Annotated in this window: 21 protein-coding genes and 1 pseudogene; 11 read left to right on the top strand and 11 right to left on the bottom strand. The window is 72.0% G+C overall.

The features are described 5' to 3' along the window. Window positions 1–73: 73 nt before the first annotated feature. The 4 genes from A6F73_RS37615 to A6F73_RS37600 form a co-directional block, all read right to left on the bottom strand. Window positions 74–664: a DUF5919 domain-containing protein gene (locus A6F73_RS37615; protein WP_063352954.1), complete on the bottom strand. Its 591-nt coding sequence runs from the start codon at window positions 662–664 to the stop codon at window positions 74–76. Between the two features lie 102 nt (window positions 665–766). Continuing rightward, window positions 767–958 (bottom strand): DUF397 domain-containing protein, encoded by a 192-nt coding sequence (locus tag A6F73_RS37610; protein ID WP_063352953.1) that lies wholly within the window; start codon window positions 956–958, stop codon window positions 767–769. Window positions 959–1,026: 68 nt separating this feature from the next. Continuing rightward, window positions 1,027–1,239, bottom strand: a complete 213-nt coding sequence (locus A6F73_RS37605; protein WP_107453209.1) for a DUF397 domain-containing protein — start codon at window positions 1,237–1,239, stop codon at window positions 1,027–1,029. After that, entirely contained in the window at window positions 1,223–2,059 is an 837-nt protein-coding gene (locus A6F73_RS37600; RefSeq protein ID WP_159398755.1) for a helix-turn-helix transcriptional regulator, read from the bottom strand. The genes A6F73_RS37605 and A6F73_RS37600 overlap by 17 nt, the downstream gene beginning before the upstream one ends. A 118-nt stretch (window positions 2,060–2,177) precedes the next feature. On the opposite strand from A6F73_RS37600, the gene A6F73_RS37595 reads away from it, so the two are divergent. The 3 genes from A6F73_RS37595 to A6F73_RS37585 all read left to right on the top strand — a co-directional run bounded on the left by A6F73_RS37595 (window position 2,178) and on the right by A6F73_RS37585 (window position 3,202). After that, on the top strand, window positions 2,178–2,378 hold the full coding sequence (locus A6F73_RS37595) for a hypothetical protein (RefSeq protein WP_063352951.1): 201 nt from the start codon (window positions 2,178–2,180) through the stop codon (window positions 2,376–2,378). Beyond that, on the top strand, window positions 2,378–2,626 hold the full coding sequence (locus tag A6F73_RS37590) for a hypothetical protein (RefSeq protein ID WP_063352950.1): 249 nt from the start codon (window positions 2,378–2,380) through the stop codon (window positions 2,624–2,626). Before A6F73_RS37595 ends, A6F73_RS37590 begins: the two co-directional genes overlap by 1 nt. A 75-nt stretch (window positions 2,627–2,701) precedes the next feature. Further along, window positions 2,702–3,202: an NUDIX domain-containing protein gene (locus A6F73_RS37585; protein ID WP_063352949.1), complete on the top strand. Its 501-nt coding sequence runs from the start codon at window positions 2,702–2,704 to the stop codon at window positions 3,200–3,202. 19 nt (window positions 3,203–3,221) lie between these two features. Here the strand turns inward: A6F73_RS37585 and A6F73_RS37580 are convergent, their stop codons facing one another. The 5 genes from A6F73_RS37580 to A6F73_RS37560 all read right to left on the bottom strand — a co-directional run bounded on the left by A6F73_RS37580 (window position 3,222) and on the right by A6F73_RS37560 (window position 9,942). Then, window positions 3,222–3,698 carry a hypothetical protein gene (locus tag A6F73_RS37580; protein ID WP_063352948.1) on the bottom strand — a complete coding sequence of 159 codons (477 nt, stop codon included), beginning with the start codon at window positions 3,696–3,698 and terminating at the stop codon, window positions 3,222–3,224. A gap of 259 nt (window positions 3,699–3,957) precedes the next feature. Next, window positions 3,958–7,245, bottom strand: a complete 3,288-nt coding sequence (locus tag A6F73_RS37575; RefSeq protein ID WP_159398754.1) for an LPXTG cell wall anchor domain-containing protein — start codon at window positions 7,243–7,245, stop codon at window positions 3,958–3,960. 547 nt (window positions 7,246–7,792) lie between these two features. Then, window positions 7,793–8,317 (bottom strand): AAA family ATPase, encoded by a 525-nt coding sequence (locus A6F73_RS37570; protein WP_208869275.1) that lies wholly within the window; start codon window positions 8,315–8,317, stop codon window positions 7,793–7,795. Window positions 8,318–8,353: 36 nt separating this feature from the next. Then, on the bottom strand, window positions 8,354–9,016 hold the full coding sequence (locus A6F73_RS37565) for an AAA family ATPase (protein WP_063352946.1): 663 nt from the start codon (window positions 9,014–9,016) through the stop codon (window positions 8,354–8,356). Window positions 9,017–9,420: 404 nt separating this feature from the next. Then, a complete protein-coding gene (locus A6F73_RS37560) occupies window positions 9,421–9,942 on the bottom strand; it encodes a DUF6328 family protein (protein ID WP_063352945.1) in 522 nt (173 codons plus the stop codon). 225 nt (window positions 9,943–10,167) lie between these two features. Here A6F73_RS37560 and A6F73_RS43785 point away from each other — a divergent pair. Next, window positions 10,168–10,365, top strand: a pseudogene (locus A6F73_RS43785) (RNA-guided endonuclease TnpB family protein); the annotation flags it as partial. Between the two features lie 38 nt (window positions 10,366–10,403). Here the strand turns inward: A6F73_RS43785 and A6F73_RS37555 are convergent. Further along, complete coding sequence (locus A6F73_RS37555) at window positions 10,404–10,997, bottom strand: MarR family transcriptional regulator (RefSeq protein ID WP_063352944.1); 594 nt, start codon at window positions 10,995–10,997, stop codon at window positions 10,404–10,406. A gap of 48 nt (window positions 10,998–11,045) precedes the next feature. Here A6F73_RS37555 and A6F73_RS37550 point away from each other — a divergent pair, with 48 nt between their 5' ends. The 6 genes from A6F73_RS37550 (at window position 11,046) to A6F73_RS37525 (ending at window position 17,216) form a co-directional block, all read left to right on the top strand. Then, window positions 11,046–11,948: an EamA family transporter gene (locus A6F73_RS37550; protein WP_063352943.1), complete on the top strand. Its 903-nt coding sequence runs from the start codon at window positions 11,046–11,048 to the stop codon at window positions 11,946–11,948. Window positions 11,949–12,202: 254 nt separating this feature from the next. Then, window positions 12,203–13,099 carry a neutral zinc metallopeptidase gene (locus A6F73_RS37545; RefSeq protein ID WP_063352942.1) on the top strand — a complete coding sequence of 299 codons (897 nt, stop codon included), beginning with the start codon at window positions 12,203–12,205 and terminating at the stop codon, window positions 13,097–13,099. A gap of 176 nt (window positions 13,100–13,275) precedes the next feature. Then, window positions 13,276–13,650, top strand: coding sequence for a hypothetical protein (locus A6F73_RS37540; RefSeq protein ID WP_063352941.1), 375 nt, complete (start codon window positions 13,276–13,278; stop codon window positions 13,648–13,650). Between the two features lie 341 nt (window positions 13,651–13,991). Then, window positions 13,992–15,086: a substrate-binding domain-containing protein gene (locus A6F73_RS37535; protein WP_063352940.1), complete on the top strand. Its 1,095-nt coding sequence runs from the start codon at window positions 13,992–13,994 to the stop codon at window positions 15,084–15,086. An 85-nt stretch (window positions 15,087–15,171) separates the two neighbouring features. Continuing rightward, a complete protein-coding gene (locus A6F73_RS37530; protein WP_063352939.1) occupies window positions 15,172–15,957 on the top strand; it encodes an ATP-binding cassette domain-containing protein in 786 nt (261 codons plus the stop codon). Beyond that, a complete protein-coding gene (locus tag A6F73_RS37525) occupies window positions 15,954–17,216 on the top strand; it encodes an ABC transporter permease (protein WP_063352938.1) in 1,263 nt (420 codons plus the stop codon). The genes A6F73_RS37530 and A6F73_RS37525 overlap by 4 nt, the downstream gene beginning before the upstream one ends. Before the next feature lie 201 nt (window positions 17,217–17,417). Here A6F73_RS37525 and A6F73_RS37520 read toward each other — a convergent pair whose 3' ends face one another. Continuing rightward, window positions 17,418–17,954 carry a DUF6879 family protein gene (locus A6F73_RS37520; RefSeq protein WP_063352937.1) on the bottom strand — a complete coding sequence of 179 codons (537 nt, stop codon included), beginning with the start codon at window positions 17,952–17,954 and terminating at the stop codon, window positions 17,418–17,420. Between the two features lie 723 nt (window positions 17,955–18,677). On the opposite strand from A6F73_RS37520, the gene A6F73_RS37515 reads away from it, so the two are divergent. Further along, window positions 18,678–19,559 carry a S41 family peptidase gene (locus A6F73_RS37515; protein ID WP_063352936.1) on the top strand — a complete coding sequence of 294 codons (882 nt, stop codon included), beginning with the start codon at window positions 18,678–18,680 and terminating at the stop codon, window positions 19,557–19,559. The last annotated feature ends 93 nt before the right edge of the window (window positions 19,560–19,652 follow it).

The raw sequence follows: 19,652 nt of genomic DNA, 5'->3' as shown, positions 1-19,652 counted from the left end.
GTTGCCTCCTGCGGGTGGAGTGGGAAGTCGATGGGGATGACTTCCCACTCCGGCGCCGGGTTAGGCGCAGGTGTCAGTGCGGGCCGGTCCGGATGTCGCCGCCCCGGGACCAGAGTTCTTCGACGTGTTCGGCGAAGCGGTCGAACATGCCGTTCTCCCCGCTGCGCCGCAGGTGCATCAGCGGCGAGTCGTGGCCGACGGCGCGGGCGAGGTGAGGCGTGACGAGGGCGTGCTCGTCGAAGCGGAAGACGGAGAGGCCGACATGGTTCGGACCGTCGTCCGGAGCGCTGAACCGGGCCTCGAAGCCCTCGGTACCGGAGAGCTTGGCCAGGTTCTCCAGGGTGACCCTGATCCTGGTGGACACCGTGAGCGCCACGTCCTCGACCTGCTCGCGCTGACGCGTCGTGTCGGAGTCCGGATCCCCGAGGAGAAACCGGACCCGGCAACCGCTCTCGGCCTTGCGCCGCAGAGTCTGAAGCAGCGCGGGCTGCTCCAGCCACACGAAGTAGTTGGTGTACCCCGCGAGGAAGACGTCGGACCTGGCCTCGGCGATCAGCTGCGCCCAGACCGACTGCGGGCAGGCCGAGCGGTACGGGTAGACGGCGAACACCTCCCGGTCGCGCCCGGTCTTGACGTTCGCCCGCACGGTGTTGGGCCAGATCATCCGTTCATCACCCCATGAGGTCGCGGCGGCGGGTTGAACCGGGTGGAGGGGTTGAGAAGGCCCCGCCGCCCCTGGATCGGGGCGGCGGGGCCGGAGTTGCTGCTACCGGACGTCGAACTCGCCGGCGTGGACGGCGGCGACGAAGGCCTGCCAGGCGGGGGAGGGAAAGAGGAGGACGGGCCCGTCGGGGTCCTTGGAATCCCGGACGGGCTGCACGCCGGTGAAGCCGTCGGCGACCTCGATGCATTCGCCTCCGCCGCCGCTGTGCGAACTCTTGCGCCAGGTGGTTGCCATCGCGTTGCCTCCTGCGGGTGGAGTGGGAAGTCGATGGGGATGACTTCCCACTCCGGCGTCAGATAGGCCTAGTTGGCGTCGAACTCGCCGGTGCCGACGGCGGTGACGAAGGCCTGCCAGGCATCGGTGGGGAAGAGGAGAGCAGGTCCGTTGGGGTCTTTGGAGTCGCGGACCGGGACGATGCCGGGGAAGTCGTCGGAGACCTCGACGCACTGGCCGCCTTGTCCACTGCGCGTGCTTTTGCGCCAGCGAGCGCCGGATAGGTCAAGGTGCACTTTCAAATTCCTTCCGTACTAGGCGGATCAGCTCAAGCGACGGGGCCAGAGGCAGCGCCTCGGCTTGCAGCCGATCGTACTCCCTGGCCCAGCCCGCGAGGCTTTCGGCGTCGCGCTCCAGAAGACCACGTAGGTGGCTCTCCGAATAGCCGAGCAGCGAACGATTCGGCATCGTCAGAAGTGTCACCGGGTGTGCGAACGGCCGGTGCTCTCCGAGGCTGAGCGGGGCTACCTGGATGGTCATGTTCGGCCGACCAGCCAGCTCTTCCAAGTGAGCCAACTGGCGTGCCATCACCGCTGGTCCACCGATCGGCCGTCGCAGGCTCCACTCGTCGAGTACGGCCTGGACGTACGGCGGAGACGCTCGGTTGATCAGTTCCTGTCGGGAGAGGAGGAACCGCACTCGCTCGTCGGCTTGCTGCTGCGTAACGGTCCCACGCTTGACGGGTGCCTGTTCGTAGGCCGCTGCGTAGTCCGGAGTCTGGAGGAGTCCTGCGATGACTCCGCTTTCGAAGAGCCGGATGACGGTCGCTTCGGCTTCCTTCTCTGCGTACTCAGGGAAACCCTCTATCAGGATGCTGTGTTCGAGCTGGTCGAGCATCAGGCCGAGCGTGCCGCCGGTGGCGAGGTGCTCGTCCACGAGATCGACGAATCGGCGGCTCGGCGCGCGGATGCCACGCTCGATGCTGGAGATGTAGGCACCGGAGTAGGCGATGACCTCTCCGAGTTCCGTCTGGGTCAGACCGCGTGCCTCGCGTGAACGGCGGAGCTGAATCCCGAGGGTCGCGTACGGGGATGACGCAGGATCAAGCTTCTTACGGTTCATGATGCTTCCCAACTGAACCATGCTGAACTGGCGACTTCAGATGCTTCCCTAGGAGGGGGTCGTTCCGCAAGTCTTTCCCACACAGAACGTGAAGGATCGACAGCGGAAGGTTACTCCCATGGGTGATGTCCAAGTGCCCCGGTTGCATGGCTACGGGGTGCGGTGGGACCCGGAGGGCCGGTGTTACCGGGTGCGGAACGAGACGACGGGGGAGTGGCTGCGTAGCGGCACCTCGGGTGAGCTGGCCGCCTTCTCCTCGTTCTCCGCCGCCTTCAGCGCCTGGCGGGGGTTCGAGGCTCGGCGGCAGGTGGGGGCGTGATGGGATCCGCCCTCAACCGCGCCACCGCCGACCAGCGGCAGCAGGCGGCCGACGTCCTGGACGACCTGACCACCGTCCTCGCCCTGGCCGGGGTGAAGTTGCCGTCGGTGGAGGTGGATTGGGAGCACGGCCGCAGGACCGGCTGCTACCTCATCGGCCTGGGCTGCGCCCGTCCGTCCGAACTGTTGCGGGTCGTCGACCTGCTCCGCAAGGGCCTGCGTTACGAGCGCCTGACGCGTGACGGCTGAACTCCTGGTCCGCCTGCTGTGGTTGGCGGGCTTCTCCCTCGTACTCCTTGCCGCCCTCAGGAAGTGAACCACCCGATGCGCGACCCCCGCCTCCTCGCCAAGCCGCCGGTGTGCCGGCTCGGCTGCCTCGTCCTCGTCCGCAACCCGCGCGGCGACGTCCTGCTCGTGGACCCGGACTACATGGACGGCCTCATCCTCCCGGGCGGCGCCGCCCAGCCCAACGAGCCGCCCCACCTCGCCGCCGCCCGTCATCTGCACGCCGAGACCGGCCTCAACCTGCGCCTCGCGGACGTCCTGGCCGTCGACTTCACCCCCGCCGACCGTTACCTGGAGCGCCTCAACCTCGTCTTCGACGGCGGCACCGTCACCGAGCACGCCGCCACCCACCTCACCGTCCCGCCCCGGCACCGCAGCGGCCTGTTCGGCGCCCGCTTCGTCCCCGCCCACGAACTCCCCGACGTCATGGCCCCCGCCCAGGCCGCCCGCGCTGCCGAAGCGCTCGCCAACCGCGCCGTCCCCCTCCTCCTCCACGGCCAACGCACCACCTGCGACGAGAACCGGCCCCCGCCGCGCTAAACCGCCCGGCGGTGGACGCTCAGCTGACGCCCCGCAGGACACACAGGGTTCCCTGCGGCGCGTGAAACGTCTGCCGCACCTCCCACGCGCCGCTCTGCCCCGCCTTGACGTTCACCGCCGTGTCGCCGAGGGCGAGCACCGTGGCCTTCGCCGAGGTGAAGTAGACGACGATCCGGTAATCCGCGTCCCGGCCGCCGGGGTTCACCGCGGTGCCGGCCGCGCGCCAGCCGTCCTTGGTCGCCTCGCAGGTGCCGATGGCGACCTGCTTGCGCTTCTCCTGGTCGTTGGCGACGGACGACGGCGGCGGCAGCGTCGGCTGCTCCAGCACGGCGATCTCACCGCTGCTCGCAGCGTCCCCGGAGGGCGCCGCCGTAGCGGCCTGCACGTCCTGGCTGCCACCGTTGTGGGGCTGGCGGCAGCCGGACAGGGCGGCGAGGGCGAGCAGTGCGATGCCGACGGCGGCACCCGTTCGGGCCTTGTGCTTCGTTTCGCGCATCTCTTACTCCTTGGGCTGTGGGCGGCGCCAGGAACGATCACACCGGTGTCACCGCGGAGGGGCCCGGCTTGTCTTACCGTGCCGGCGCAGGCGGTGCGGGCTCGGCGGGCCTGGCGGTGGCGGGGGTTCATCCGTTCGGCTGCGGATCGCTCCGTCGCCCGCCCGTCTCGCAGGTGAGGGACGGACGACGGACGGGCGCAGAACGGCGGCGGCCCCCGGAGCCCACGCTCCGGGGACCGCCGCCGTCAGCCGCCGTTTGCTAGCCGCGACGACGGTTGCGGCGCGTCACCAATGCCAGCCCGCCGCCGAGGAGCAGGAGACTCCCCGCCAGCCCGGCCAGGTGGGTGTTCGCGCCGGTGCTCGGCAGGTGGCCGTGCGGCGGCTTCGCGGTCACCGTCGCGCTGGACGGCGGGGAGGTCACCGGCGGACCGGACGGCGGAGTGCCCGTCGCCGTCGCCGTGTTGGTGACCTTCCCGCTGTCGACATCCGCCTGCGTGACGGTGTAGTTGGCGGTGCAGGTCACGGACGTGCCGGGCGCGAGCGAGGCCGCGCCGGCCGGGCAGGTCACCACGGGCGGAGTGCCGCTGCCCGAGAACGCCGTCTCGTTCACCGTCACATCGGTCAGCGTGGCGCTCCCGGTGTTGGTCACCAGGAAGCTGTAGTCGACGACCTGCCCGACGGCCGAAACCGTGGTCGGCGAGGCCGACTTGACCACGGTGAGCGCCGGGGCCGGGGTGTTCGGGACGCTGGTCGAGGACGGCGGGGACGTCGCGGGCGGACCGGTGGGCGGAGTGCCCGTCGCCGTCGCCGTGTTGGTGACCTTCCCGCTGTCGACATCCGCCTGCGTGACGGTGTAGTTGGCGGTGCAGGTCACGGACGTATTGGGGGCGAGGGAGGCCGCGCCGGCCGGGCAGGTGATCGCGGGCGGGGTGCCGTTGCCGGAGAACGCGGTCTCGTTCACGGTGACGTTGGTCAGGGTGACGTTGCCGGTGTTGGTCACCAGGAAGGAGTAGTGCAGCACCTGGCCGACGCCGGTCAGTTCGGTCGCATCCACCGACTTCATGATGGTGAGCGCCGGGTTGGGGGTCGCGGTGACGGTTGCGTTGGAGGGTTGTGAGGTGACCGGCGGGCCGGTGGGCGGTGTGCCGGTGGCCGTCGCGGTGTTGGTGATCGAGCCTGCGTTGATGTCGGCCTGTGTGACGGTGTAGTTGGCGGTGCAGGTCACGGACGTATTGGGGGCGAGGGAGGCGGCGCCGGCCGGGCAGGTGATCACGGGCGCCGGACCGCTGCCGGAGAACGCGGTCTCGTTCACGGTGACGTTGGTGAGCGTGACGTTGCCGGTGTTGGTCACGAGGAAGCTGTAGTCGACGATCTGCCCGACGGCGGTGACCGTGGTCGGGGACGCGGTCTTCATGATCGTGAGCGCGGGCGTCGCGGGGACGGGTGTGTTGGTGAAGGTGCAGACCACCAGCGGGCTGTTCTTGCCCTCCACCGTGGGTGGGAACGGCAGGTTGAAGGTGGTCGCGCCGGTGCCCGAGGCGACCGGGGCGTTGCCGTTGGCCGTGTCGACGCAGTCGTAGGCGGTGGTGTAGTTGGCGAGGCTGCCGGAGGCGGCGGTCTCGGTCAGTGTGTAGGTGGTTCCCGACACGGCGATGACCGGGCCGGCGGGGGGTGTCTGGATGCCGGTGCTGGTGCCGGTCGTGGTGGCGGTGTTGCCCTGGGTGACGCCGCCGCCGGTGATCGCCAGGTTGAACTGGTCGTTCGACGTGGTCGACGAGGCGAACCGGCCGACGATGTTCTTCTGCAGGGCCAGGGTCGGGTTGGTGGAGCAGGCGCCGAGGTCCACGGACAGGAACGCGTTGTTGGAGTACGGCGTGGGCCCGGCCGTGATCACGCCGGTGTTCGGGTTGAGCTGCTCCAGGAAGGTGGTGGTCCCCGAGGCGAACTCGATGTAGAGCATTCCGGCGTTGTCGAAGGCCGCCCCGTTGAACGAGTTGCTGTCCGGGTTGGGCAGGGTGCTCAGCACCGTGTCGGTCAGCGGTACGCCGGTGGCCGACCCGGTGGTGGGGATCGGCCCGGCGACCCGGCCGATGGCGGCGTCGGTGCCGACGGAGGAGAGGACGTAGAGGTTGCCGCCCGCGTCGAAGGTGATGTCGCCGTTGGGGCCGGAGGCGCCGGTGACGGGCAGGTCGAAGGTGGCGATCACGCCGGGGATCGCCGTGTTGGTGGTGGTGTTGAAGCCGTAGAGGGTGGCCACGCCGGGCGTGGTCGCCGTGCCGGGCTCGAAGCTGGCGTAGTAGTAGACGCCGTTGACCGGGTCCACCGCGCCGGAGACGAAGGAGTCGGTGGTGGCGCCGGCGGTTCCCGTGTACGTGGTCCAGGTCTGGGTGGCCGCGTTGTAGCCGTACACATTGACGGACCCGGCGACGGTCGGGGTCTGGTCGACCACGTAGGCGGCGGTGCCGCCGTCGGTGATCCCGAGGGCGTTGGTGAAGCCCGACCCGGCGGGGAGCGTGCTGACCGTCGTCGCGGTCACGCTGGATCCGCCGACGCTGCCGGCGGCCAGGGCCAGCAGGGTGCCGTTCGCGGCGGTGGAGGAGCCGCGCTGGATGGCGTAGATCGTGTTGCCCGTGCAGTCCAGGGGGTCGCCGGGTGCCCGGGGCAGGCGGCCGAGCGGGGCGGCGCTCGGCGGGGTGGCCGCGCTGCTCGGCCCGGCCGGTCCGGCCGCTGCGGATGGCGCGGCCTCCGGGGACGGGGCTCCTGGAGCGCTGCTCCGGCCGGTGGGCGTCGCGGCCGGTGAGGGGTCGGCCTGCGTTGCCGTGGCGCCGGCGCCGGGGTCCTTCCACTCCAGCACGACGAGGCCGTTGCCGCCGTCGCCGCTGTGGCCGCCGCCGTCCTTCGCCGCGTCGGCACTGGTGTTGGCGCTGGTGTTGGTGCTGGTGTCGGTGCTGTTGACGCCCGCGATGGACGGCGCGAAGCCGCCGAAGGCCGCCCCGGTGACGTACTGGCGCTCGGTCACGTGAGGGGCGAGGCCTTGCGACCTGTCTTCAGGACCGGCCCCGGCCCCGGCAGCGTCGGCGCCGCTCGCAGTCACGCTCGTGGCCGAGGCCGTGCCGCCGTCGGCTGCCAGCAGGGTGTCCGCGGTGGTGTGCGACTGGCCCGACCGGATGGTGGAGGCGCCACCGCTGCGGGCCGCCGGGGAGTCCGGGCCGTCGGGACGCGACCGCCCGCCCTGGCCCGGTACCACCGTCAGCCGCTGTCCGGCCGTCACCTCCAGCAGCGCGGTCGCGTAGGCGCCGCCGGCGCCCGGCCGGTTCGCGTGGTCGTGGCCGGCTGCGGCGGTGTCGCCGTCGGCGGCCGCACCCGCACCCCAGGCCTTCGCCCTGATCGAGGAGACCCCGGTGGGGACGGTGAAGTCCTGGTCGCTTCCGGTGTAGGCGAAGGACAGGCAGTCGGTGTAGCCGGCATCGGCCGGGCACGTCTGAGCCGCGTGCGCGGTGGGGGCGGCCAGCAGCGGGACGAGCGGCGCCGGCGCCAGCGTCAGCACGGCCGCCAGCATTCCCGTCCAGCCGCGCCGTGTCGAGCCCGCCCTCCTCGGCGGACGGGCCAGGGCTCTTCCTGGCGTCTCGAAGGCTCGGGCCAAGCCCCAGTGGCGTCTGACTTCGGGCATCGGGGACTCCCCAGGGTGCTCGCGGGACTCTTGGATGACGGCATGAATGCGGCCGTAAGGTGACGAACTGACTATGTCGTCCGTGTTATCCGGGCTGATCCGGCGCGCGGGAGAAGTCATCCCGGCGGCCCATGCGAGCGAGCTGACAATCTGACGGACGGACTGCCGAGTACGGCTGTCGGAGTGACGGCCGACGCCACGGCGGTCACGGCGGTCACGGCGTCTCGCCTGCAAGCGGGGCCCGGCGCGGGGTCTTCCCCTTCGCGCGCTGCCCGCAAACGGACGGCCGGGCGCGGCAGGTCGGCGGAGCCGCCGTCCGCGCGAAGCCCGTCGAAGGCCTGCGGGAATCTGAACTCGCCTGCTGCTGACCAGAGTTGATCCGGAAAGCCGCCGGGCTCACTGGCGAACTGACGGACAGTCGGTTTCAGGGGTTGGTGGCGAAGGCGGCGATGTCCGCCAGCGGCGGCCGGTAGCCGTGGGTGGTGTCCACGTGCAGGTGTGGCACCGGCAGGGACGGCGGGGTGAAGTCGTCCAGCAGGTTGCCCGGGCCGGGCGGGGCGGCGAGGAGCGCGCGGTCGGCGTGCGCGGCGCGGCGCGGGTGCGTCGTCAGGCGGGCCCGGATCCTGGCGCGGGCCACTGCCGGGTCCACCCGGCAGTGCACGATCCGCAGTTCGGCGTGCCCGGCCAGCGGGGTCAGGCCGGGTCGCCACAGCCGGTCCTGGAACGCGGCCTCCGCCACCACGCTCACCCCCGCGCGCACCAGGACCTCCAGGACGTCGAAGAACGCCGCGCGCACCGCCTCGTCGGGGTTCCCGGCCCGGGTGCCCGCGTGCACCAGGCCCTCCTTCAGCTCGTCCCGGCACACCGCCGGGCAGCCGAGGGCCTGTGCCAGCGCGTGGGCCAGCGTCGTCTTCCCGCTGCCCGGCCCGCCGCTCACCACGATCAGCACCTGTGGACCCCTTTCGTCAGGCCAGGTCAGGTCAGCTCAGGCCACGTCAGGCCAGGTCAGGGCGCGGAGCAGGCGGTCGGCGAGGGTGGGGTAGGGGCGGCAGTCCAGGACGGGCAGGTGGTGGGTGCGGGCCTGGTCGGCGAGCCAGTGGGAGTAGCGGGCGCTGACGGCGGCGCGGCGTTCCTGCGGGCCGCAGTCGGGCTCCCGCCGGGCGTAGTTGGCGCTGATGCCGGCCGCGTCGCCCTCGTGCAGGAACACGGCGCGCACGACGCGGCCCTGCCCGGCGGCCTCGGCGGCGGCGCGGGCGGCGGCGGCCGGGGTGAGGTAGTCGCCTTCGACGATCGCGGGCACGTCGACGGTGAGGCGGTTGCGCACCACGCCGAGCAGGGCGTCGTCCAGGGCGTGGGCGGTGGCGATCTGCAGTTCCAGGACGCGGTCGGCGGGCAGCGCGTCGGGGTCGTCGAGGCCGTCGAAGTGGTGCAGGCCGGGGTGGCCCTCGGCGGTGGTGGCGGCGTGCAGGGCGGCGACGACGTCGTCGAACTCGACCACGAACGCGCCGCTGTGCCGGGCGAGTTCGGCGGCGGCGCGGCTCTTGCCGAGGCCGGAGGCGCCGCCGAGCAGCAGGACGTCCCAGGTGGGGGCGCTGCCGTCGCCGTCCCCGTTGGCGCTCCCGCTGCCGTTGGTGTCGTTGCTGTGCATCCGGGCACGGTACCCGCCGCGCGGGGTGGGGCGGTAAGCGGTTTCGGGGGCGGGCGGGCTCTGAGGGGTGAGGGAGGTGTGGGCCTTCCCCGCCTGGCCCCCGGCGCCCGACAGCCGGCCCCGGCCCGGTCCCGTCCGTCACCCGCGCCGCGCCCGCCCCCGGCGCGGCGCGGGTGACGGGAAGCGGGTCGCGGGAGGCGGAAGCGGGCGTCAGGCCTCAGTCGTCAGGCGTCGCGCGGCGGGCCGAAGTCGGCGGCGAGCACGGCGAGCCTGGCCAGCAGGGCGCCGGCGAGCGGGAAGGCGGCGTCGCCGGCCAGCCAGCGGCTCAGCGCGGTCACGTAGCAGTCGAGGACGAGGTCGGCGACGGCGGCCGGGTCGAGGTCGGGGGCGGATCCGTGTCCGGTTCAGTCGTCGTGCAGCGGGCGGCGCACCACCCAGGGCAGGACGAACCACAGCCCGGCGAAGATCAGCGCGACGACGGAGGTGATGGCCAGAGCCGTGGCGGTCCCGAGCACGACGTCCAGGACCAGCAGCACGGCGCCGGTGAGCGCGCAGGCCAGCAGCACCAAGCCCAACTGGGCGATGTGGACGGAGACCTTGACGATCCGCGCCTTGCCGGGGTGGCGGAACAGCCCGCGGTGCAGCGCCACCGGGGTGGCGAACACGGCCGAGGAGATGACGGCCAGCAGCAGGGTGGTGACGTAGACGTCCTGCTGGCCGTCGGTGAGGGTGGCGAAGCGCGGGGTGAAGGCGACCCCGAGCAGGAACGCGAACACGATCTGCACGCCGGTCTGCAGCACCCGCAGCTCCTGCAGCAGTTCCACCAGCCGCCGGTCGGCCCGGGCCCCCGGGCTCTCCGGGCCGGACGGGGACGGGGCGACGGGCGGCCCGGGTTCGGGCTGGGGCGGCGGCGGGGTGCTGGTCATGCGTCACCTTGATGTCGGAGGATGCCCCGGCTTTCAGGTCGGGGAGGAGCTCGGTTTTCCGCGTGGCGGGTCGGGGGCGGCCGTTTTGCCGCTCACCGGGCCGGTGTCCACCGCCCCGGTCCAAGCACCTTTGTCAGACCGTCAGGCTATGTTGCCGGTCATGGCGATCACGGCGCAGGACACGGACGGGTGTACCGGGCATACCCGGTACACCTACCGGCTGCGATGGACTGCGCGCACTGCGATGCGAGAACCAAGCGCGCACTGCCGATGGGACTGCGCACCTATACCTGCACCACGTGCGGAGCCGTGTCCCCCAGGGACAAGAACTCCGCTTACGTGATGCTCAACCGGGCAGGTCTGAACCCGGCTGACGCTGATGGCAGAAGACCTGCCGGGACGCCGTCCCGGAAGGCGGCCTGAGTCACCAATCCACCCGACAGAAGCCGGAATCCCCGGCGTCAGCCGGGGGAGCAGTCAAATTCTGCTGGCCCGCCGCCCGGTGCGGTGCCGCCCGGTTCGGCGCCGTCCAGGCGGTGCTGCCAGGCGGTGAGGAGGGTCTGCAGGGCGGCGGCCTCCTCGGGGGACAGGAGGGCGAGCAGGCGGTGCTCGTTGCGCAGGTGGGCGGTGAACGCCTCGTCGATCAGCCGCAGTCCGGCGTCGGTGAGGGCGACGACGCGCCCGCGCCGGTCGCCCTCGGCGAGGCGGCGGGTGACGAGTCCGGCGCGTTCGAGGCGGTCGATCCGCTTGGTCATCGCGCCGGTGGTGACCATGGTGTGGGCGGCGAGTTCCCCGGGGGCCCGCTCGTAGGGGGCGCCGGTCCGGCGCAGCGCGGCCAGGACGTCGAAGTCGCCCTCGCCGAGGCCGTAGCGGGAGTAGACCAGGGCGAGTTCGCCGGTCAGCCGGGCGGCGAGGCGGTGCAGGCGGCCGATGACGGCCAGCGGGGAGACGTCGAGGTCGGGGCGCTCGCGCCGCCACGCGGCCTGGATCAGCGCCACGTGGTCGGCGTCCGCGCCCGGCGGGGAGGGCGTCCGGGGGTGCTGCTGGTGCTCCATGGGGCCATCCTACCGCCAGTACCTTCCCAGGAAGGTATATTGCCTTCCATGGAAGCCAATCTGCGGTGGGTCCTGCTGACCGCGGTCGCGCCACTCGCCTGGGGCGCCAACTACTACGTCACCCACGCCTACCTGCCCGCCGACCGGCCCCTGTGGGGCGCGGCCCTGCGCGCCCTGCCCGCCGGACTGGTCCTGCTCACCCTGTCCCGCCGCCGCCCGCACGGGCCCTGGTGGTGGCGCAGCGCCCTGCTCGGACTGCTCAACACCGCGGTGTTCTTCGTCCTGCTCTACCTCGCCTCCCAACTGCTGCCCACCAGCACCGCCGCCACCGTCATGGCCGCCTCCCCGCTGGCGATGCTGCTCACCGCCTGGGCACTGGCCGGGCAGCGCCCGCACCGCGCCCACCTGGTCGGCGCGGTGGTGGGCCTGGGCGGGGTGGCGCTCACGTTGCTCGGCGCGGGCGGCGCGGTCAGCAGGGCCGGGCTGGCGGCGTCGGTGGCGGCGATGCTGGTCTCCTGCGTCGGCTACGTGCTGGCCGCCCGCTGGCGCGCGGGCGCGGACCCACTGGCCGTCACCTCCTGGCAGCTGACCGCCGGCGGCCTGATGCTGCTGCCCCTGGCCGCCGCCGCGGAGGGCGCGCCCCCGGCGATGGACGCCCGCACGCTCCCGGCCTTCGGCTACGTCGCCCTGGTGGCCACCGCCCTCGCCTTCGCCCTCTGGTTCGCGGGCCTGCGCCACCTGCCGGCCGGCACGGTCGGGCTGCTCGGCCTGCTCAACCCGCTCGCCGGCGTCCTGCTGGGCGCCGGCCTCGCGGGGGAGGGGCTCGGCGTGCGCCAGGTATGCGGGCTGGCGCTGGTCCTGGCCGGCGTCCTGCTCGGCCGCCCCCGCGGGCCCGCCCGCCCTGCCGAGGTCTCCGTCACGGCCGAATCCGGTACCCGCATCCGGAGTTGACGAATCGTCAGTCCATCGGCCGGGTCGGATGGTGATCCAGGACGGCACACGCGGCCCCGGGGGAGCGGTGCCCGATCGCCACGGCCACGGCCACGGCCACGTCCGCAGTCGCCGCCCGACCCCGCCCCCGCCCGGCCCCTGCCGCCCCCGCCCCCGCTGCGCCGCGCCGGCGCCCGCTGCCCGTAGGCTGGGCGGGCCGTCACCGGCACAGACCGTCACCAGTACTGACAAACACGACAGAAGCGGGCAGGGGCATGCAGTTCGACGACCAGGGCGACCTCGACACCTCGCAGGTGGACGACCGGCGCGGGATCCCGGGCGGGAAGGTCGCCATCGGCGGCGGGGCGGTGGGCCTGATCGTCGTGCTGTTCGCGGTCGTCCTGGGTGTGGACCCCCAGCTGCTGGGCCTGTCCTCCGGCGGCGGCTCCACCACCTCCAACGGCGCGCACACCGCCGGCGAGGTGCAGCAGGCCTGCAAGACCGGCGCAGACGCCAACCGGCGCCAGGACTGCCGGATCGTGGCGGTCACCAACAGCGTGCAGGAGTTCTGGCGCGCCGAACTGCCCAAGCGCACGGGCACCGCGTACCGCAACGCCGAGACGGTGCTGTTCACCGGTCAGGTCTCCACCGCCTGCGGCCCGGCGACCTCCGCCGTCGGCCCGTTCTACTGCCCCGGCGACCGCAAGGCCTACTTCGACCTCGGCTTCTTCAACGAGCTCTCGGCCCGCTTCGGCGCCAAGGGCGGGCCCTTCGCCGAGTCCTACGTCGTCGCCCACGAGTACGGCCACCACCTCCAGAACCTCCTCGGCACCATGCAGAAGGTGGGCAGCGACCGCCAGGGCGCCAACAGCGCCTCCGTGAAGCTGGAACTCCAGGCCGACTGCTACGCCGGGGTGTGGGCGCACCACGCCACCACCACCCCGCAGCCCTCCACCGGGCGGCCGCTGATCGCCTCCCTCACCGACCAGGACATCGCCCAGGGCCTGGACGCGGCCGCGGCCGTCGGCGACGACCGGATCCAGAAGCAGGCCACCGGCCGGGTCAACCCGGAGGGCTGGACCCACGGCTCCTCCGAGCAGCGCAAGACCTGGTTCACCACCGGCTACCGCACCGGCGACCTCGCCCAGTGCGACACCTTCGGCAAGCTCTAGCCCCGCGAGCTCTAGCCCCGCGAGCTCTAGCCCAGCGAGCCGGCGGGCCGGCTCCCGGAGTGCGGCGGCGCGCCCCTGTCGGATGTCAGGGACCGCCGCCGCGCCCGCGTTCCTAGGCTGCTGAGCACCGGCCGGACCCCACGTCAGGCCGCTCACCAGCCAAGGGAGAACCATCCATGCGCAGGATCACCCACGCCGTCGCCACCCTCGCCCTCGCGACCGCGGCCCTGACCACCCTGACCACCCTGGGCGCCGGCAGCGCCGGCGCCGCCGACGGCTCCTGGGCGGGCTGTCCGTACGGGGCGGTCTGCGTCTACCCGCAGAACCAGAACCCGGCCTCGGCCCCGAGCGAGGTGTACTGGAGCTACGGCGCGCACAACCTGAGCAACCAGTACGGCAACCACTGGGTCCTCAACAACCAGTCCGGCGGCGCCCACGCCCACCTGTGCAAGGGCTCGGGCGGCGGCAGCTGCGTCTACGACATCCCGGCGCAGAACGGCGTCTGGTACGACCTGGGCCCGATCAACTCGATCACCCTCGACCGCCCCTGACGCGTCGTTCCCGACGCACTGCCCCTGACGCACCGGTACCACCGCGCACCGGTACCACCGCGCACGGGGGCGCCCGCCGCACGGGGGGCGGCGGGCGCCCCACCTCCCTGACACCCCGACAGGTTGATCGACTCTTGAACGGCGGGCCCCGCAACGGGCGCCGCCGTTCCGTCATTTGGAGCTTCCTCCAGGTTTCAACTCCCCGTCAGTGTTCATGAAGATAACGAGTAGAGGCGCATCGCCCGCAGTCTGAATTTACTTATTGACGTCATGTACGCGTTCAGGTTTAACTCCCCCCACCCCGCCGCAGAGCCGCGGCGACGTCAGGGAGAGGCACCCCCATGAACGCAGCACTGCGTCGCGTCCTCATCGCCACCACCGGCATCTCACTGGCCCTGTCCATGGCCGCCTGCGGCAAGGCGGGCGGCGACAAGAAGGACGCGGCCGCCTCCGGAGACGGCAAGTCCATCGGGCTGCTCCTACCCGAGAACGCCTCCTCCACCCGCTACGAATCCTTCGACCGCCCCTTCGTCGAGGCCAAGGTCGCCGCCCTGTGCGCGGACTGCAAGGTCCTCTACAACAACGCCGAGGGCAGCGCCGCCAAGCAGAAGCAACAGTTCGACACCCTCCTCGCCCAGGGCGTGAAGGTGATCATCCTGGACCCCTACAACGCCAAGTCCACCCAGGGCTGGGTCCAGGAGGCCGCCGCCAAGGGCGTCAAGGTCGTCGCCTACGACCGCCTGGCCACCGGACCGGTCGCCGCCTACGTCTCCTTCGACAACGAGAAGGTCGGCGAACTCCAGGGCCAGGCCCTCGTCGACGCCCTCGGCCCGCAGGCCGCCGACGCCAACGTCGCCATGATCAACGGCGACGAGGCCGACCCCAACGCCGCCGACTTCAAGACCGGCGCCCACAAGGTCCTCGACGCCAAGGTCAAGAAGATCGTCTACGAGCAGTCCGGCCAGTGGGACGCCACCATCGCCGGCCAGAAGATCGGCGCCGCCGTCACCCAGCTCGGCAAGAACGGCTTCCAGGCCGTCTACTCCGCCAACGACGGCATGGCCGGCGCCATCATCACCCAGCTCCACGGCGCCGGCATCAAGGTCCCCGTCGGCGGACAGGACGCCGGCCTCGACGCCATCCAGCGCATCGTCAACGGCGACCAGGCCTTCACCATCTACAAGGCCTACCGCCCGCTCGCCGACTCCGCCGCCGAACTGGCCGTCGCCCTCCTCAAGGGCAAGGACGTCAAGACCGTCGCCACCGCCACCGTCGACAGCGCCACCGACAAGGCCATCCCCGCCAAGTTCCTGGACGCCAAGGTCGTCACCAAGGCCAACATCGCCACCACCGTCGTCGCCGACGGCCTCTACAAGGTCTCCGACATCTGCACCGCCGACTACGCCGCCGCCTGCGCCGCCGCCGGCCTCAAGTAGCCAGCCCGCCCAGCCGCCCAGCCGGCCCCGCCCAGCCGCCCAGCTCGACCCGGGTCCAAGTCCACCACCGCAGAAGAAGGTTCATGTGACAGGCGCACCCGTCCTCCAGCTGCGCTCGGTCTCCAAGCGCTTCGGTGCCGTCCAGGCCCTCACCGATGTCGGCCTCGACGTCCACCCCGGCGAAGTCCTCGCCCTCGTCGGCGACAACGGCGCCGGCAAGTCCACCCTCGTCAAGACCATCGCCGGCGTCCACCCCGTCGACGAGGGCACCATCACCTGGCACGGCGAGCCCGTGCGCCTGACCCGCCCCCAGGACGCCCAGGCCCTCGGCATCGCCACCGTCTACCAGGACCTCGCCCTGTGCGACAACCTCGACGTCATCGCGAACCTGTTCCTCGGACGCGAGAAACGCCGCCACGGGCTCCTGGACGAGGTCGCCATGGAGCAGCACGCCCGCGAACTCCTCGACACCCTCGCCATCCGCATCCCCGACGTGCGCACCCCCGTCGCCGCGCTCTCCGGCGGCCAGCGCCAGGTCGTCGCCATCGCCCGTGCCCTGGTCGGCGAGCCCGCCCTCGTCATCCTGGACGAGCCCACCGCCGCCCTCGGCGTCGAACAGACCGCCCAGGTCCTCGACCTCGTCGAGCGGCTGCGCGAACGCGGCCTGGCCGTCGTCCTCGTCAGCCACAACATGGCCGACGTGCGGGCCGTCGCCGACACCGTCGCCGTCCTGCGCCTGGGCCGCAACAACGGCGTCTTCCCCGTCGCCGGCACCACCCAGGAGCAGATCGTCTCCGCCATCACCGGAGCCACCGACAACGCCCACGCCCGGCGCCAGGCCCGCCACACCGAGGAGGAGGACGCCGCATGACCACGCCCAGCACCCCCGCCGACACCCCCGCGGCCCCCGGCGCCGACCCCCGCCTGCACACCCGGGCCGCCGGCCCCGCCGGCTACCTGGAGGCCGCCCGCCGGCGCCTGGCCGCCGGCGAACTCGGCTCCCTGCCCGTCGTCGTCGGCCTCATCCTGATCGCCGTCATCTTCCAGTCCGTCACCGGCCACTTCCTCCAGGCCGACAACCTCACCAACATCACCCGCTTCATCGCCGGCCCCGGCCTCATCGCCGTCGGCGTCGTCTTCGTCCTCATCCTCGGCGAGATCGACCTCTCCCTGGGCTCCGTCGCCGGCGCCAGCGCCGCCCTCGCCGCCGTCCTCGCCGTGCGCCAGGGCGTCGCCGAATGGCTCGCCGTGCTCGCCGCCCTCGCCGCGGCCACCGCCATGGGCCTGCTGCACGGCCTCTTCTTCGCCCGCGTCGGCGTCCCCGCCTTCGTCGTCACCCTCGCCGGCATGCTCACCTGGAGCGGCCTGCAGGAGTACGTCCTGGGCGACCTCGGCACCGTCAACAACCGCCACGGCGGCCTCATCGCCACCCTCGACACCACCTTCCTCGGCGACGGCGACATCGCCTACGCCTGGGCCCTGGCGGTCCTCGCCCCAGCCCTCTACCTGCTCGCCCACCTGCGCACCGCCCGCCGGCGTACCGCCGCCGGCCTCACCGCCCGCCCCACCGCCGACACCGCCATCCGCACCGGCGCCCTGGCCGTGCTCACCCTCGCCACCGCCTACGCCCTCAACCAGGACCGCGGCCTGCCGCTGCCCCTGGTCGTGCTGGTGGGCGTCGTCGTCCTCACCGACTTCGTCCTGCGCCGCACCTCCTACGGGCGCCAGATCTTCGCGGTCGGCGGCGGCGTGGAGGCCGCCCGGCGCGCCGGCGTCAACGTGGCCCGGGTGCGGATCTCCGTCTTCATGCTGTCCGCGTTCCTGGCCGGCCTGGGCGGGCTGTTCTACGCCTCCCAGCAGGGCTCCGCCGACAAGCAACTGGGCGGCGGCAACGTCCTGATGAGCGCGATCGCCGCCGCCGTCATCGGCGGCACCAGCCTCTTCGGCGGCCGCGGCAAGACCTGGTCCGCGCTGCTGGGCATCCTGGTGATCCAGTCCATCACCACTGGCCTGGACATGGTCCACGCCGCCCAGGCCATCCAGTACATGATCACCGGCGCCGTCCTGCTCGCCGCCGTCGTCCTGGACTCCCTCTCCCGCCGCACCCGCACCGCCGCCGCCCGCACCTAGCGAAGCCCGAAAGACCCGGGCCCCTCTTCCCCGGCCTGGCGCTCCGCCGCATCGCGTGGCGCCAGGCCGGGGAACGCGGCGCCGCCCCGCCTCTCCTTCCCGGCTTCCGGCAACCGGTTGGCGACCACCCCATCGTGTCGATGGGCTGACGCGTTCGCCGCAGGAGGGGCGGGCAGTCCGGTGTTCGCAGGTAAAGGCAGGTCAGACGCTGTACTTGTCGTGCGGGGTGCCACGCTCCCACACGGCCTCGAACGCGCAGGAGACGAGACGAACCGTCGCGGAGTCCTCAAAGAAGGCGAACCCGGGCTCGGCCCAGTCGCCGTACCCCGTGAAGAAGTGGAACAGCACCAGCTTGTCGTCGATCAGCCAGAAGTCGTTCCCCGGCAGCGCGATGTCCGATGCCTGACTCCTCGGCAGCCACCGAACCAGTTCCCCGGCCGCCAGGTTCATCGGGGTGACCGCGTGCTCCCACCGGATGTAGTCGGTCACCGGCTCGGACACGACCCGGGCCCGCCGCATGACCACGCCACGACCGACCGTCTCGCGGACGAGTCCCAGCCACTCGGGCCACCACGACGCTTCGGGGTCCAGCTCGATCCCGCCGGTGCGGGCGAAGCGGTCGATCTCCTCGGCCTCGTCGCCCACGGCGTAGGCGTCACGCATCTCCAGGTGAACCGCGGTCCTCTGAGCGCTCCTCAGCAGCGCGGCGAAGTCGGGCACGTTCGACACGTTCGACAGCCTCCTTCAGGATCGGCGCCATGCGGGCCGGGATCCGGATCACGGACTCATGAGGGGGGATCCCGAGCGGGAATCCCGAGCGTGCGGCCGGGAACCCACCCGGTCCCTGCGATCTTCTCGCAGAGCGCGTCATCGGCCGCCCAGCTCTGCACGATGACCTCCGCCGCCCGTGCCGGGGTCGATGCCCACGAAACCCAGGGCCATGACGATCTCCAACGCCTGCGGAGTTGCGAGGACGCGCACCACCGTCAACCCTGCGAATCAGAATCACAACCCGGCATGCACGACATTGCACGAACCCGGCCAGAGCCGCAGATGAGCCGGACGTATCCCACGGCCGGCGTTGCCCTTGGGCCTGTTGGATTCCAACAGGCCCAGAACACACGAAGGCCCCTAGAAACCGCCGTGTGGTGCCGAGGCGAGTGGAAGTGGAGGGTGTCGGCGGATGGCGGCCCTGAGGTCCGGCCGCCCCGGGCGCCACTCGCATGTCCGCGAGTGGCGCCCGGCTGACCTGGACGAGCCGACCGCGCTGCGCAGGAAGCCGGCGGGGGCGACTTCCTGCGCACGGTGGGGTGTTGCTCATGGGTGGGCGGCTTGGGCTTGGGCTTGGGTGCGGCAGTGGGTGAGGGCGGGTTTGATGCGGGGCCGGGGGAGGGGGTGACGGTGAGGAGTTCGCTGAGAAACCGCTGGGCATCGGGTCGGCCTTGCCCTACGATCGCGCGAATGATCACTCATGGAGCGATAGTCGACACCGCCCTCGCCCGGATCACCGCTGGTTACGTGTTCCCCGAGAAGACGGCGGCCATTGAAGTGGCGATCCGGAACCGGCTGGCGGAAGGCGCTTATGAGGGCCTGGACGAGCGGGGGCTGTGCGAGCGGGTCACGGAGGACTTGCAGGGGGTGTGTCCGGACAAGCACCTGCGGCTGTTGTGGAGCGAGGAGCCGCAGTCGATGGACGAGGAGCCGGAGGACGTCGCCCGGGCCCGGTTCGAGCGGTACGCCCGGGAGAAGAACTACGGCATCCGGCGGGCAGAGCAACTCGACGGCAACATCGGCTACCTCGATCTGCGCATGATTCCCCCGGCCGGGGTGGGCGGTCCCGCGATCGCCGCCGCGATGCAATTGGTCGCTTCCACCGAGGCGTTGGTCATCGACCTGCGGCAGTGCAGCGGCGGCTCACCGGAGGGCGTTCAGCTGTGGTGCAGCTACTTCTTCGCTGACGACGAGGTGCACCTCAACGACATCTACGACCGGGCTACCGACTCCACCCGCCAGTACTGGACCCTCGGGCACCTCGCCGCGCCGCGCTATTCGGACCGGCCGGTGGCGGTGCTGACCAGCGACTTCACTTTCTCCGGTGGGGAGGAGCTGTCGTACAACCTGAAGGTGCTCAAGCGGGCGACGCTGGTCGGGCAGACGACGCGTGGTGGCGCCCACCCGACGGCCCGTATTCCTGTTGCGCCGCATGTGACGGTGACCGTGCCGGCGGCCCGCTCGATCAACCCGGTCACCGGCACCAACTGGGAGGGCGTTGGCGTGGAGCCGGACGTGGCGGTTGCCGCTGAGGACGCGCTGGAGAAGGCACTGGAACACCTTCGCGCGTAGTTGAGTCCCCCGGCTGCTCAGTCCTGAGCAGCCGGGGGGCCTATGCGAGGCAACTGGTGCGGCGCGGTCACGCTCAAGGCTCTCAGCCACCCC

It is taken from the genome of Streptomyces sp. MJM8645, assembly GCF_001625365.1.
Lineage (GTDB): Bacteria > Actinomycetota > Actinomycetes > Streptomycetales > Streptomycetaceae > Kitasatospora.
Note: the sequence above shows the minus strand (reverse complement) of the source record. Positions and strands in the feature narration are given on the sequence as shown.

What these genes read in the sequence shown, in the direction of transcription:
- A6F73_RS37615 (WP_063352954.1), bottom strand. Translation starts at nt 664, where the DNA reads ATGATCTGGCCCAACACCGTGCGGGCGAACGTCAAGACCGGGCGCGAC.
- A6F73_RS37610 (WP_063352953.1), bottom strand. Translation starts at nt 958, where the DNA reads ATGGCAACCACCTGGCGCAAGAGTTCGCACAGCGGCGGCGGAGGCGAA.
- A6F73_RS37600 (WP_159398755.1), bottom strand. Translation starts at nt 2,059, where the DNA reads ATGAACCGTAAGAAGCTTGATCCTGCGTCATCCCCGTACGCGACCCTC.
- A6F73_RS37595 (WP_063352951.1), top strand. Translation starts at nt 2,178, where the DNA reads ATGGGTGATGTCCAAGTGCCCCGGTTGCATGGCTACGGGGTGCGGTGG.
- A6F73_RS37590 (WP_063352950.1), top strand. Translation starts at nt 2,378, where the DNA reads ATGGGATCCGCCCTCAACCGCGCCACCGCCGACCAGCGGCAGCAGGCG.
- A6F73_RS37585 (WP_063352949.1), top strand. Translation starts at nt 2,702, where the DNA reads ATGCGCGACCCCCGCCTCCTCGCCAAGCCGCCGGTGTGCCGGCTCGGC.
- A6F73_RS37580 (WP_063352948.1), bottom strand. Translation starts at nt 3,698, where the DNA reads ATGCGCGAAACGAAGCACAAGGCCCGAACGGGTGCCGCCGTCGGCATC.
- A6F73_RS37565 (WP_063352946.1), bottom strand. Translation starts at nt 9,016, where the DNA reads ATGCACAGCAACGACACCAACGGCAGCGGGAGCGCCAACGGGGACGGC.
- A6F73_RS37560 (WP_063352945.1), bottom strand. Translation starts at nt 9,942, where the DNA reads ATGACCAGCACCCCGCCGCCGCCCCAGCCCGAACCCGGGCCGCCCGTC.
- A6F73_RS37555 (WP_063352944.1), bottom strand. Translation starts at nt 10,997, where the DNA reads ATGGAGCACCAGCAGCACCCCCGGACGCCCTCCCCGCCGGGCGCGGAC.
- A6F73_RS37550 (WP_063352943.1), top strand. Translation starts at nt 11,046, where the DNA reads ATGGAAGCCAATCTGCGGTGGGTCCTGCTGACCGCGGTCGCGCCACTC.
- A6F73_RS37545 (WP_063352942.1), top strand. Translation starts at nt 12,203, where the DNA reads ATGCAGTTCGACGACCAGGGCGACCTCGACACCTCGCAGGTGGACGAC.
- A6F73_RS37540 (WP_063352941.1), top strand. Translation starts at nt 13,276, where the DNA reads ATGCGCAGGATCACCCACGCCGTCGCCACCCTCGCCCTCGCGACCGCG.
- A6F73_RS37535 (WP_063352940.1), top strand. Translation starts at nt 13,992, where the DNA reads ATGAACGCAGCACTGCGTCGCGTCCTCATCGCCACCACCGGCATCTCA.
- A6F73_RS37525 (WP_063352938.1), top strand. Translation starts at nt 15,954, where the DNA reads ATGACCACGCCCAGCACCCCCGCCGACACCCCCGCGGCCCCCGGCGCC.
- A6F73_RS37515 (WP_063352936.1), top strand. Translation starts at nt 18,678, where the DNA reads ATGATCACTCATGGAGCGATAGTCGACACCGCCCTCGCCCGGATCACC.